This is a genomic window from Pseudomonas sp. TH37, assembly GCF_016650735.1.
In the GTDB taxonomy this organism is placed as follows: domain Bacteria; phylum Pseudomonadota; class Gammaproteobacteria; order Pseudomonadales; family Pseudomonadaceae; genus Aquipseudomonas; species Aquipseudomonas farris.
In genome coordinates, this window is record NZ_JAEKFD010000012.1 from 18,020 (window position 1) to 31,016 (window position 12,997).

At 60.8% G+C, this 12,997-nt stretch carries 13 protein-coding genes and 1 pseudogene; 10 read left to right on the forward strand and 4 right to left on the reverse strand.

What is annotated here, in order from left to right; genetic code table 11:
• The first annotated feature begins 3 nt into the window (after positions 1-3).
• Complete coding sequence (locus tag JFU11_RS24585) at positions 4-813, forward strand: ABC transporter permease (protein ID WP_201062372.1); 810 nt, start codon at positions 4-6, stop codon at positions 811-813.
• Between the two features lie 17 nt (positions 814-830).
• Positions 831-1,985 (forward strand): ABC transporter ATP-binding protein, encoded by a 1,155-nt coding sequence (locus JFU11_RS24590; protein WP_201062373.1) that lies wholly within the window; start codon positions 831-833, stop codon positions 1,983-1,985.
• Positions 1,986-2,124: 139 nt separating this feature from the next.
• Here JFU11_RS24590 and JFU11_RS28225 read toward each other — a convergent pair.
• A pseudogene (locus JFU11_RS28225) lies at positions 2,125-2,263 on the reverse strand (cytosine permease); the annotation flags it as partial.
• Between the two features lie 326 nt (positions 2,264-2,589).
• Between JFU11_RS28225 and JFU11_RS24595 the strand changes: the two are divergent.
• Both JFU11_RS24595 and JFU11_RS24600 read left to right on the forward strand, forming a co-directional pair.
• The gene (locus JFU11_RS24595) at positions 2,590-3,075 is read left to right on the forward strand and encodes a flavin reductase family protein (RefSeq protein ID WP_201062375.1); all 486 of its coding nucleotides are present in this window, start codon (positions 2,590-2,592) and stop codon (positions 3,073-3,075) included.
• 36 nt (positions 3,076-3,111) lie between these two features.
• Positions 3,112-4,155, forward strand: a complete 1,044-nt coding sequence (locus JFU11_RS24600) for an LLM class flavin-dependent oxidoreductase (protein WP_076030855.1) — start codon at positions 3,112-3,114, stop codon at positions 4,153-4,155.
• Between the two features lie 137 nt (positions 4,156-4,292).
• Here the strand turns inward: JFU11_RS24600 and JFU11_RS24605 are convergent, their stop codons facing one another.
• From JFU11_RS24605 to JFU11_RS24615, 3 genes are read right to left on the reverse strand one after another with little or no spacing between them, the layout of a single operon-like run.
• A complete protein-coding gene (locus JFU11_RS24605; RefSeq protein WP_201062376.1) occupies positions 4,293-5,045 on the reverse strand; it encodes a PAS domain-containing protein in 753 nt (250 codons plus the stop codon).
• The gene (locus tag JFU11_RS24610) at positions 5,046-5,717 is read right to left on the reverse strand and encodes a response regulator (RefSeq protein ID WP_201062378.1); all 672 of its coding nucleotides are present in this window, start codon (positions 5,715-5,717) and stop codon (positions 5,046-5,048) included.
• Positions 5,686-6,765, reverse strand: a complete 1,080-nt coding sequence (locus JFU11_RS24615) for an ATP-binding protein (protein ID WP_201121398.1) — start codon at positions 6,763-6,765, stop codon at positions 5,686-5,688. Before JFU11_RS24615 ends, JFU11_RS24610 begins: the two co-directional genes overlap by 32 nt.
• A 289-nt stretch (positions 6,766-7,054) precedes the next feature.
• On the opposite strand from JFU11_RS24615, the gene JFU11_RS24620 reads away from it, so the two are divergent.
• The 6 genes from JFU11_RS24620 to JFU11_RS24645 are packed head-to-tail and all read left to right on the forward strand — an operon-like array spanning position 7,055 to position 12,989.
• Positions 7,055-7,567 carry a dimethylamine monooxygenase subunit DmmA family protein gene (locus JFU11_RS24620; protein ID WP_201062380.1) on the forward strand — a complete coding sequence of 171 codons (513 nt, stop codon included), beginning with the start codon at positions 7,055-7,057 and terminating at the stop codon, positions 7,565-7,567.
• Positions 7,564-8,493 (forward strand): PDR/VanB family oxidoreductase, encoded by a 930-nt coding sequence (locus JFU11_RS24625; RefSeq protein ID WP_201062381.1) that lies wholly within the window; start codon positions 7,564-7,566, stop codon positions 8,491-8,493. The genes JFU11_RS24620 and JFU11_RS24625 overlap by 4 nt, the downstream gene beginning before the upstream one ends.
• A gap of 9 nt (positions 8,494-8,502) precedes the next feature.
• Entirely contained in the window at positions 8,503-9,519 is a 1,017-nt protein-coding gene (locus tag JFU11_RS24630) for a DUF3445 domain-containing protein (protein ID WP_201062382.1), read from the forward strand.
• A gap of 34 nt (positions 9,520-9,553) precedes the next feature.
• Positions 9,554-10,684: an aminomethyltransferase family protein gene (locus tag JFU11_RS24635; protein ID WP_201062383.1), complete on the forward strand. Its 1,131-nt coding sequence runs from the start codon at positions 9,554-9,556 to the stop codon at positions 10,682-10,684.
• A gap of 31 nt (positions 10,685-10,715) precedes the next feature.
• Positions 10,716-11,582 (forward strand): formyltetrahydrofolate deformylase, encoded by an 867-nt coding sequence (gene purU, locus JFU11_RS24640; RefSeq protein ID WP_201062384.1) that lies wholly within the window; start codon positions 10,716-10,718, stop codon positions 11,580-11,582.
• 39 nt (positions 11,583-11,621) lie between these two features.
• Positions 11,622-12,989, forward strand: a complete 1,368-nt coding sequence (locus JFU11_RS24645) for an NAD(P)/FAD-dependent oxidoreductase (protein WP_201062385.1) — start codon at positions 11,622-11,624, stop codon at positions 12,987-12,989.
• Positions 12,990-12,997 lie beyond the last annotated feature (8 nt).

Consider the following 12,997-nt stretch of genomic DNA (forward strand, 5'->3'; position numbering starts at 1 on the left):
GTCATGCTCCTGACCCCCAATGCCATGAGCCGGCGCATGCGTTTCGGCCTGTATTTCACGACCGGTTTAATCTCGCTGTTCCTGCTGTTGCCGATCGTGTTCATCGTGCTGCTGTCCTTCGGCTCCTCCCAGTGGCTGGTGTTTCCGCCGCCGGGCTGGACGCTGAAATGGTACGGCCAGTTCTTCTCCAATCCCGATTGGATGAACGCAGCCATGGCCAGCCTCAAAGTCGCCGTGCTGACCACGATCTGCGCTGTAGCCCTGGGTTTGCCGACCGCTTTTGCCCTGGTACGCGGGCGCTTTCCGGGACGAGAATTGCTCTACGGCCTGTTCACCCTGCCGATGATCGTGCCGCTGGTGATCATCGCGGTAGCGGTGTACGCGCTGTTTCTCAAACTCGGCTATACCGGGACGATGTTCGCTTTCGTGGTCAGCCACGTCATCGTAGCGCTGCCGTTCACCATCATCTCGATCATCAACTCGCTGAAGCTGTTCGATCAGTCCATTGAGGATGCCGCGGTGATCTGCGGCGCCTCGCGACTGCAAGCGGTGTACAAGGTGACTTTTCCGGCAATCCGCCCGGGCATGGTCGCCGGTGCGCTGTTCGCGTTCCTGGTGTCGTGGGATGAAGTGGTGCTGAGCGTGATGATGGCCAGCCCTACCCTGCAAACCCTTCCCGTGAAAATGTGGACCACCCTGCGCCAGGACCTGACGCCCGTGATCGCCGTCGCTTCGACGCTGCTGATCGGCCTCTCGGTATTGGTCATGGTCATCGCCGCCGCCGTTCGCCGGCGCAATCAAATCAGCGCCTGAGCGCACAGGAGTACGACATGAGTGCCGTCATCAAAGATTCCGCGCAGCAGAACGACAAACCGCTGGTCAGTCTGCGCAACCTGAACAAGTACTACGGCGACTTTGCCGCCGTGGACGACATCTCGCTGGACATCAAGGACGGTGAATTCCTGACCTTCCTCGGCTCCAGCGGCTCCGGCAAAAGCACCACCCTGTCGATGCTTGCCGGCTTCGAAACCCCGAGCAGCGGCGAGATCCAGGTCAATGGCCAGTCGCTGGTCAACGTACCGCCGCACAAGCGTGACATCGGCATGGTGTTCCAGCGTTATTCGCTGTTTCCGCACCTGTCAGTGCGCGACAACATCGCGTTCCCCCTGGCCATCCGCAAGCTGGCCGCCAGCGAGCGCGAGCGCCGGGTCGACGCCATGCTCAAACTGGTGCAACTGGAACAATTCGCCCATCGCCGCCCTTCACAACTTTCCGGTGGGCAGCAGCAACGGGTGGCGATCGCTCGGGCGCTGGTTTATGAACCACGCATTTTGTTGATGGACGAACCTCTCGGCGCTTTGGACAAAAAGCTGCGTGAAGACTTGCAGGATGAACTGCGCCAGCTGCATCGGCGTCTTGGCATCACCATCATTTACGTGACCCACGACCAGGAAGAAGCCATGCGTTTGTCTCAGCGCATCGCGATTTTCAGTCACGGCAAAATCGTTGGATTGGGCAGCGGCTTTGACCTGTATCAGAACCCGCCAAATGCCTTCGTTGCCTCCTTCCTTGGCAACTCCAACTTCCTCAAGCTCAAGGCTCAGGGCAATGCGGTGGCTTCGTTTGAAGGTCAGTCTCTGTCGATTCGACTGACCGCAGGATTGCAGACTGATCAGGATGTTTTGCTGATGGTGCGACCGGAGAAAGCCTTGGCCTTGAGTATTGAGCAAGCTGCGCAGGAACCGTTGGCGGCAGGCTGGAATGAGGTTTCGGCCAAGGTCGTGGAGGTACTGTTTCTTGGTGAAAGCCAGACTTGCAGTGTGGTGACCTCGGGCGGTACGTCCATGACCGTCAAGGCGCTGTCTGCCGCGGGCATGCCGCTCAAGACGGGCGATCCGGTGCGTGTGCGTTGGGCGACTGCGGATGCATGCGTTTATACCGAATGGGCTGAGAGCGATCTGAATAAGGCTGCTGGCGCTCATTGATCCTCAAGCGACCCATGCCAGTGGGCCGCACGTTATTGGTCACCCTCGGGTCGCTGCAACGTCGGGTTGTGGCGACCTTTTTTTGCTTTTTGATTGGGGGGCTTTCCCATCGGACTCAGGGAAAGGGGCAGGCAGATTTTGAAACGCCCGGCAACGGCGCAATGTTGGTGCTGAACCATAGAGTGAAAAGATCGCGGGCCTTCCCACGGCGTTCCGCGAGTGGGACGTAATCGACCGTGTGATTCTCGATCAACGGGTTGCCGGGGCATCCGGGACATGTGCATGAACTCGAGTTTGTCTGATCTTATATTTGTATGAAGCCAAACCGGGGGGGGGCTCTTCGGCAACCCCTCAGACGCGAACCATATTATGGTATTCCAATATTTTCACAGGACTGATCCTGTGTTTGAAAGGCAAACTGATCTGCTTCTATAAGGGCTCACCGCTCTCAATCTTGGGCTACAAACCCCGAAAACATTAGGCCGTAGCTTCGCAACATGCGTTTATCGGCAAAGATAAAAAGCCCTTGCAAACTATGTATTACGGTATACCATCAGACCTATAAATTCATAAAAACCACGCCGCAGCACCCGAGGACCCTCCAATGATCGATGCCGCCATCTACAAACAAGTCATGGGCTCGTTCCCGTCTGGGGTAACGGTCATCACCACGCTGGACGACGACGGACAAATCGTCGGCCTCACCGCCAGCGCGTTCAGTTCGCTGTCCATGGACCCAGCCCTGGTGCTGTTCTGCCCCAACTACAGTTCCGATTCCTATCCGATACTGATCAAGAACAAACGCTTTGCCATCCACGTACTGTCCGGCGGTCAACAAAGCGAAGCCTATGCCTTCGCCCGCAAAGGCAAGGACAAGGCGCAAGGGATCGAATGGACGTTGAGCGAACTGGGCAACCCGATCCTGGCCAACGCCACAGCCGTCATCGAATGTGAACTATGGCGCGAATATGAAGGCGGCGACCACGCGATCATGGTCGGTGCAGTGAAGAATCTGATAGTGCCGCAGCACACCGCCGGTCCGCTGGTGTACTGCCACGGCAAGATGGGCGCCCTGCCCGTCCTTGCCTGAACCGACAGCCAATAACAAAGATTAGAGGTAAGCGTCATGAAGTTTTCCCTGTTCGTGCACATGGAACGTTGGGACGAAAGTGTCAGCCACCGTCAGCTGTTCGAAGACTTGACCGAACTGACCCTGATGGCCGAAGCCGGCGGTTTCAGCACCGTCTGGATCGGCGAACACCACGCCATGGAATACACCATCTCGCCGAGCCCGATGCCGCTGCTGGCCTACCTGGCCGCCAAAACCACCACCATTCACCTCGGCGCCGGCACCATCATTGCGCCGTTCTGGCACCCGTTGCGGGTCGCCGGCGAATGCGCGCTGCTGGACGTGATCAGTAACGGTCGCATGGAAGTCGGTCTTGCCCGTGGCGCCTATCAGGTGGAGTTCGATCGCATGGCCGGCGGCATGCCCGCCTCCTCCGGCGGTCAAGCGCTGCGCGAGATGGTTCCGGTGGTGCGCGCCCTGTGGCAAGGCGACTACGCCCACGATGGCGATATCTGGAAATTCCCGACGTCCACCAGCGTGCCGAAGCCGATCCAGAAGCCCAACCCGCCGATGTGGATCGCCGCCCGCGATCCGGACTCGCACAATTTCGCCGTGGCCAACGGTTGCAACGTCATGGTCACGCCGCTGATGAAAGGCGACGAAGAAGTCCTCGACCTGAAGAACAAATTCCAGGCTGCCCTGGATAACAACCCGGACGTACCACGCCCGCAACTGATGGTGTTGCGTCACACCCACGTCCACGCGGCCGATGACCCGGAAGGCTGGAAAGTCGGGGCCAAGGCGATCTCAAAGTTCTATCGCACGTTCGATGCCTGGTTCGGCAACAAGGAAGTGCCGGTCAACGGCTTCCTGGCGCCGAGCCCGGAGGAAAAATTCGCCGCTCGTCCGGAGTTCGAACTGGAGAGCCTGCACAAGACTGCCATGATCGGCACCGCGGAAGAAATCATCCCGCGCATCAAGTATTACCAGGAACTCGGGGTCGATGAGTTCAGCTTCTGGTGCGACAACAGCTTGCCCCATGCAGAGAAGAAAAAATCTCTGGAGCTGTTTATCAAGCAGGTCGTTCCCGCGTTTCGATAACACCCAGAGTTCTATATAGGGAGCGGGCTTGCTTGCGAAGGCGGTGTATCAGTCAACATTGATTTCGACTGACACTCCCTCTCGCGAGAAAGCCCGTACACACCTGATTTGCTGTGCATTACAAACCTCATCGCCCTTCAGGGCTGACCCGCCCGTCGCTCGAAAATCGCCCCCTCGATACCCAGCACCTCCCGGGTGTCGGCATAAATCCCCACACCCTTTTCCCAAACATGCTTGATCGACTGATCTGCGCAGCGTATCCGGTAATTGAGTTCGAACGGCTCCTGCCGTGACAGGGCATATTGCACCTCGCGCCAGACGTAATCGGCATCCTGCGCCAGGATCAGGCTGTTGTAGGTGAATTCATGGTTGTCCACCAGCCGCTCCGGTGGATACCCGGTCAGTTGCAGGCAACCGGCACTGACGAATTCCATAGTCCAGTCGCGGTTGTTGCGACCGCGATAGATCAGGCCCGGCATGCTGTCGAGCAAGCTCATGCTGCTGCGCTGACTAGCCTGCAAGGCAATTTCGCGCCGCTTGTGCGCAGTGATGTCGCCTGCCACCAGATAGAAACCCTGCGGCCCGCGCTTCAGGCTGACGTCGAACCAGCGCAGTTCCCCCGAAGGGTGAACAAAACGCAGCCGCTGGTTGAAGGAAGTTTCGGGGCGCCGACGCAGTTCATGCAGGGCCTGACGCCACAACGAACGGTCTTCGTGGTGCACATAGTCGATGAGGTTGCGTTCCGTGCCCGGCAGATCCATCAGCTCGACCCAGGCCAGGTTGAAGTGGGCGATCTGACCGTTATCGCGCAGTTCGAGCAACGCCGCCGGAAAGCGATCCATCAGGTGCAAGGGCAGTGCCTGCACAAATGCCTCTGGCCGTTCCATCATCTAGTGACGCTCCTCGTGTCTCACCGACGCGGCGTTGTGCACCCACGCCGCCAGCTCCAGGCGCGAGTGCAGGCTGAGTTTCTGCAACAGATTCCTCACATAGATTTTGACCGTGCCATCGCTGATCCCCAGTTCCCGGCCGATCTGTTTATTGCTCATGCCAGCAGCGATCAGGGCCAGGGTCTGCCCCTCGCGCTCGGTCAGGTTGCCGGTGTCGAGCAGATCCGAATCGTGTGCAGGCCGGGTCACCGATTCGCCCTGATCGGCCAGCAGCGCAATCAGGGTTGAATCCAGAACGATCGCGCCCTTGTGGCAATTGCGCATGTAGTCCAACAACGCATCAGGCTCGGTTTCCTTGAGCACATAACCACTGGCCCCCAGGCGCAGGGCGGTCAACAGCTCGGCGCGATCCATCGATGCGGTGAGCACCACCACCTGGCAGTCGAGGCGCAACTGACGCAGTTCGTCGAGCACCTGCAAACCGCTCAAGCCGGGCATGTGCAGATCAAGCAAAACCTGCTGCGGCGCCAGGCTCACGGCCAGGTTGATACCTTCGCGGCCACTGGCGGCCTGCCCCACCACTTCGAAGTCGTCGCTGGCGCCGAACAGCTGTGCCAGTCCTTTGCGAAACAACGGGTGATCATCGATCAGTAATAAGGTCGTGCAGTCCATCGAAACTCCCCTGTGGCAGGTCTTGGTGACGGCGAAGGCCAAGGTGTACACGGACCCCGTGCGGGCGGATCGCCTCAATGGTCAGTCGGGCGCCAATGCTCGCGGCGCGCTCGCGGATAATCGCCAGGCCGAAATGGTTTTCCTCCCCTGACGCCGGGCTCAGTCCGATGCCGTCATCCTCCACCGAAACAGAAGCATCACCGTCCTGGTTTTGCCGCAACTCGATGCGCACATGCCGTGCATGGGAATGGCGTACCGCGTTGGCCAGTGCCTCGCGAATGATCTGCAGAATCTGCAATTCGGTTTCCGGGCTCAAAGCGTCATCAGCCAGGCGATTGTCCAGTTCAAAAACGATGATGCAGCGCCGCGAGAACTCGGCGACAGAGTCGGCCAGGGCCTGGCGCAGTGAGCGCCCGTCCATGGTCAGACGAGCGCTGGTGATCAGCTCGCGCACCTGGCGCTGCAACTGGCTCAAGCCGCCGCACAGTTCCTGCAACGCGGTGCTGGCCTGTGCAGGCTCGCCCAACTGCGACTGCAGCAAACGCGCCTGGAACGACAGGTAACCCAACTGCTGAGCCACCGAATCGTGCAGCTCACGGGCCAGGGCGCCGTGCCGGAACGTGGCCTGTTTGCGCTGTTGTTCACGGGTGTAGCAGCGCAAGCGCACGGTGACGCCGACCGCCTGCGCCGCCTCTTCCAGCAACTGGCGCCAGCTTGAGTGGACTGGTTGTGGGGTATCGAGCAACAACACCCCTTTGCTCGAATCGTCGCTGTGCGGCAAGGCACACAGCAGGCGATGTACGCCCCGTTGCCGGCAAGGGCCACAGGCCTGAGCCGCATCAGGCAGTGCCGAGTCACGCCAAGGGCAACGCGCAACGTCCTGACAGCCCTCGAGCAATCCACGCCGTGCCGGCCCCAGGTCTTCGCCGTCCAGGATCAGATTCAGTTTGCAGGTCGGCAACAATGCTTCGAAACGATCCAGAAAACCCGACAAGGCACCGTCAGCGTGCACCTGACACAAAGGCAATCCGGCCAGCAGTTTGCGCACGCTGCGCGCCTGGTCGGGGCGGATACGCCCCAACCAGAGCGGCCACCACTGCGGTCGTGTTCGCACCCTCGATAACTCCCCGTCCGGTTGCTCAGCCATAAGCAAAGACCAGCAACTTCCATGCCCCGGACAGGCGTTGCGCAGGACTTATCTCCAAAGACATAGCCCTTTTTCCGGATTGAGAAGATTTTCCCCATAGGAAAGTATCTTCCCCAACAGGAAACAAATCCCCAGTCCAACGCCACCTTTCTCGCCCTTCGACAGGCGCGGATCAGCCAGGAAAGCCCACATGACGGATAGACACAGCGCCGCCCCGGACCGACTTCACAGTCTCCCGCGCTATCGCCAGCCGCTGCCTCGTGAAAGCGTCACCCGGCACATCGTGGTCATGCAATCGGCGGCCGCCTGCTCGCCCTTTGTCGGGGAACTGGAACAGCCCTTGGTACTGAATGGCGAGAGCGCCGACTTTTCCCTGCGCCTGCATCAGGCGCTGGTCAGCGCCACCGTCGGCAGCCATCTCTACATCATGGGCGACGAGGCCTTTATCTGGCGCATCCACGGCGAGGCCCGCAGCGCCGGACTGGAAGATGATGAGATCGACATCACCCGCACGATTGCCGGTGCGCGCCTGGTGTATTGCGTGCACTGCGGCCTGACTCAGGCCGCCGGGCCGGAGCCGCTGCTGACCTGCATCGGTTGCGACGTCGGGCTGGAAGTCCGCAAACACTTTTCCCGCCGCCTGGGGGCGTACCTCGGCGTCTGCACCAACCCCGATCAGCCTTACGCCGGAGTCCGGTCATGAGCGCCGCAATCGAAGTGCGGGTCAGCGCGGCGAGAATGCTTACCCCAGTGGTGCGCGAATTCACCCTGCAGGCGTGCGCCGGGCCCCTGCCGGCTTTCTCCCCCGGCAGTCATGTGCAGGTTCACCTGCCACTGGCCGAGGGCAAGCTGCGCAATGCCTATTCACTCACCAGCGACCCGGCGGAGAGCCAGCATTACCGCATCGCCGTACGCCTGCAGGAGGCCTCCCGCGGCGGCTCGCTCTACCTGCATCGGCAGGTCCAGGTCGGGGACACGCTGCAGATTTCGCCGCCGGCCAATCTGTTCGCCCTGCACTCAACCGCCAGCCTGCACATCCTGATCGCCGGAGGCATCGGCATCACGCCGTTCATGGCCTATATCGCGGCCCTTGAACAAAGCCAGGCTCACTTCGAATTGCACTACCTCTGTCGTCCGGGCCTGAGCGATGCCTATGTCGAGGCGTTGCAACAGCGGCTGGGATCACGCCTGCACACCTACGCCAGCCGCCCGGACCTGAGCCGGATCCTGCGTGATCGACCGCTGGGCAGCCACGTTTACACCTGCGGCCCGCAACCGTTGCTCGACGCGGTTCGGCAACAGGCCAAGGCACTCGGCTGGCCGCCCGGCCGGGTGCACTGGGAGGCCTTTAATGCCGCACAACCGGGCCAACCCTTCGACCTGGAACTGCTGCGCAGCGGCCAGCGCTTGCGGGTCGGCGCCGAACAAAGCCTGCTCGAAGCTCTGGAATCCGCCGGACTGCAGATCCCCAACCTGTGCCGTGGCGGAGTCTGTGGCCGATGCATGACCCGCCACGTGGGCGGCGACATCGAACACCGCGACAGTTTTCTGAGCCCCGCCGAGCAGGCTGACTTTCTCATGCCCTGTGTTTCCCGCGGCTGCGGCCCTTGCGTTTCGCTGGATCTTTAGGAGTCGACCATGACCATTCAATCAAGCCCTGTGCAGAGCTATCGAGACGATTTCAGCTTTCGCAACAGCCCCGCCGCCATCCGTCGTTTTCCCTTCCCCTTCACCGAGGACAGCTACCTGTATTCGGTGAACATCGAACCGGCGACCTCCCGGGATCCCGGCTCGATTTACCAGCACGGGTTCGACATCGACGAACACTACCGCTCGGAAATGGCCGAACGCGCCTTGGTGCTGGACAAGGATCCGCGCCGCTACCTGGTGATGCCGCACATGCAAGTGGCGGCCTGGGATGCGCTGCAGATGATCATGGAACACCTCGCCACTGATTATCCGCAGTGGTTCTCACTTGCGCGTGACGGTGATCGCTGGCATTGGCGCAACACGCTGCTGAATATCGATCAGCACTTTGTGTTCGGTGATGCCGCGACCCTGCCTTGCGAACCGCTGGAGTTCATTGGCCGACAGGTGCAGGGGGATTTCGCCCTGCTCGATCAACGCGACGGCGATCTGTACATGGATGCAGGCCTGGTCACCAGCCCAGCCGACTGGTCCCTGGCCTTTGACGCCGGCATGAGTTTCAAGCAGTGGCATTCGCCGGTACCCATGGCCCATCAGATGGGCATCTTCGACCGCGCGCTGAAGTACCTGCTCAACTTGCAAACGGGCCAGCCGGTGCGGCGTCTGAACTGGACACTGACGATCAATCCACGCCTGAACTCCTCCCCCGAGACTTTCCATGAATGGGGCGCCGACCGCGGCCGCATCACCGCCGAGAACGTCGGGCAACAGGTTCACCTGCGGGTCGAGTTGCAAGTGATGGCCCGTCTGCCGCGCAGCAACGCGGTGATGTTCAGCATCCGCACCTACCTGATCAGCATGCAGGAACTGATCACCCAGCCCGGCTGGGGCTGCCGCCTGCACCGTGTGCTGCGCGACCTGCCCGAGCCGATCGCCGACTACAAGGGTATGAGCCGTTACCGACAGACCCTGGTCGAGTGGCTGAGCCGCTTCGATCCGCAAGCCTGACCCCTACCCACTTTCCCCCGACAAGGATCTTCACATGACGCATTCATGGCGTATTTCTGCGCTGGCCGAACGGCACCGCGCACTCGGCTCGAACCTCGAAGACTGGAACGGCATGGGCACTGCCTGGACCTACGACAGCGACCTGGCCGATCACCATCAGGCGATCCGCACACGGGCCGGGCTGATGGACGTGTCCGGGCTGAAAAAAGTCCACTACGTCGGCCCCCACGCCGAGAGCCTGCTGCAATGGGCGACCACCCGCGACATCGCCAAGCTCTACCCCGGCAAGTCGGTGTACGCCTCGATGCTCGACGAGGAAGGCAAATTCGTCGATGACTGCATCGTCTACCGCACCGGACCCAACGCCTTCATGGTGGTGCACGGTGCCGGCAGCGGCCACGAAATGCTGGTGCGCTCATCCCAGGGCCGGCAAGTGGCGGTGCTGTTCGATGACGACCTGCACGACCTCTCGCTACAAGGACCGCTGGCGGTGGACTTTCTCGCCGAGCATGTGCCCGGAATCCGTCAACTGCCTTACTTCCATCACCTGCAAACCCGCCTGTTCGACCGCCCGGTGATGATCTCTCGCACCGGTTACACCGGCGAGCGCGGCTACGAGATCTTCTGCAAGGCCGCCGATGCCCCGGCGCTGTGGGACAGCATCCTTGAACAAGGCGCGGGCCTGGGCATCATCCCTTGCGCCTTCACCGCGCTGGACTGGTTGCGGGTGGAAAGCTCGCTGATGTTTTTCCCCTACGACAACTCGCAGATGTACCCCTTCGCCGATCAGAAGGCTGGCGACACCCTGTGGGAAATGGGCCTGGATTTCACCGTGTCCCCGGACAAACGCGAATTCCGTGGCGCCGAAGAGCACTTTCGGTTGCGCGGTCAGGAGCGCTTCAAGATCACCGGCGTATTGCTCGAAGGCGTCCGCGTCGCGGAGGCCGGCGACACCCTGTGGCAAGGCAACCAGCAAGTCGGAGTGATCACCTGCGGCATGTATTCGCGCCTGAGCAAGCGCTCCATGGCCATCGCCCGGATGAGCGTCGCCTGCTCGAATCCAGGCATTGCCCTGCAGGTGCGCGGCAGCCAGGAAAGCGCCGCTGTGACCCATGCCCTGCCCTTCGACGACCCGGAAAAAACCAAGCGCACGGCCAAGGGCTGAGCCTCCAACCACTTTATCCAAGGGACCTTCGATGGATACTTCCAACGAACATTACATTCTCAAGATCAATTGCCCCGCAGCGTCCGGCATCGTGGCCGCGATCACCACCTGCCTGGCCGGACAGCAGTGTTACATCAGCGAGCTGGCGCAATTCGACGACGAGTTCACCGGGCAGTTTTTCATGCGCGCGGTCTTTCGTTTCAACACCGGCGTGACCGGCGATATCGGTGCCCTGCGCGAGGACTTGGGCGACCTGGCCGGCGGCTTCGACATGCGGTGGCAGCTGTTCTGCAGCAGTCAGCCGACCCGGGTGCTGCTGATGGTCAGCAAGTTCGACCATTGCCTGACTGACCTGCTGTACCGCCACCGCAAAGGCGAGATGGACATGCACATCACCGCAGTGGTCTCCAACCACCTGGACCTGCGAGCCATGGCCGAACGCGAAGGCATTCGCTTCATCTACCTGCCGATCACCAAGGACAGCAAGGCCAGCCAGGAAGCCGAGTTGATGCGCATCGTCGAGGACACTCAGACCGATCTGGTGGTGCTCGCCCGCTACATGCAGATTCTGTCCGATGGCCTGTGCCAGCAGCTGTCCGGCCGGGCCATCAACATCCATCACTCGTTCCTGCCCGGTTTCAAGGGCGCCAAGCCCTATCACCAGGCCTACGACCGTGGCGTGAAGCTGATCGGCGCCACTGCCCACTACGTCACCAGCGATCTCGACGAGGGGCCAATCATCGAGCAGGAAATCCAGCGGGTCGACCATACCCACCTGCCCGACTCGCTGGTTGCCATCGGCCGCGACACCGAAACCGTAGCGCTTTCCAAAGCCCTGAAATACCACCTGGAACACCGGGTGTTCATCAACCAGGACAAGACGGTGATTTTTCGCTGAGCGAGCCCTTTTTCCGATTCACAGCCACGAGAAACGACCATGACCACACGCGTTGCAATCATCGGCGCCGGCCCTTGCGGCATGGCTCAACTGCGGGCATTTCAATCGGCCAGGGACCAGGGAACGCCCATCCCGGAACTGGTCTGCTATGAAAAACAGCAAGACTGGGGTGGCATGTGGAATTACACCTGGCGCACCGGCCTGGATGAAAACGGCGAACCGGTGCATGGCAGCATGTACCGCTATTTGTGGTCGAACGGCCCGAAGGAATGCCTGGAGTTCGCCGACTACACCTTCGAAGAACATTTTGGCCGCCCCATCGGCTCCTACCCACCACGGGAAGTGCTCTGGGACTACATCAAGGGCCGCGTCGAAAAAGCCGGGGTTCGCGACTACATCCGTTTCAACAACGTGGTGCGCCAGGTCACCTTTGACGAAGAGACTCGCCGCTTCACGGTGGTCGCCCACAACCACGGCAGCGATACCCAGACCTCGGAAGAATTCGACTATGTGATCAACGCCTGCGGGCACTTTTCGACGCCGAAGATGCCGTACTTCCCCGGATTCGAGCAGTTCGGCGGGCGCATCCTGCACGCCCATGATTTCCGCGAGGCGCTGGAGTTCAAGGGCAAGGATCTGCTGATCGTCGGCAGCAGCTATTCCGCCGAAGACATCGGTTCACAGTGCTACAAGTACGGCGCTCGCAGCATCACCAGCTGCTACCGCACCGCGCCCATGGGCTATGACTGGCCCGCCAACTGGGAAGAAAAACCGCTGTTGCAGCGCCTGGAAAAAAACCGCGCGTACTTTATCGACGGCACCCACAAGCACATTGATGCGGTGATCCTGTGCACCGGCTACAAACATCACTTCCCCTTCCTGCCGGACGAACTGTGCCTCAAGACCGACAACCGGCTATGGCCGATGAACCTGTACAAGGGCATTTTCTGGGAGCCAAACCCACAACTGATCTACCTCGGCATGCAAGACCAGTGGTACTCGTTCAACATGTTCGACGCCCAGGCCTGGTACGCCCGCGACGTGATCCTGCAACGCATCGCCCTACCCGACCAGGCACAAAGGGCCGCCGATAGTCAGGAATGGCATGCCCGTGAACAGCAACTTGAAACCAACCAGCAGATGTTCGAATACCAGGGTGCCTATATCCAGCAACTGGTGGACGCCACCGACTACCCGAACTTCGATATCGCCGCGGTCAACGACACCTTCCTGCACTGGAAGCACGACAAGGCCCACAACATCATGGGGTACCGCGACAAGTCCTACCGATCGCTGATGACCGGCACCCAGTCGCCCCCCCACCACACACCTTGGCTGCATGCCCTTGACGACTCCATGGCGGCGTACCTCGCTGAACCGCCGATGTCCGTCAAGTCGATCGGTTGACCCGGGAG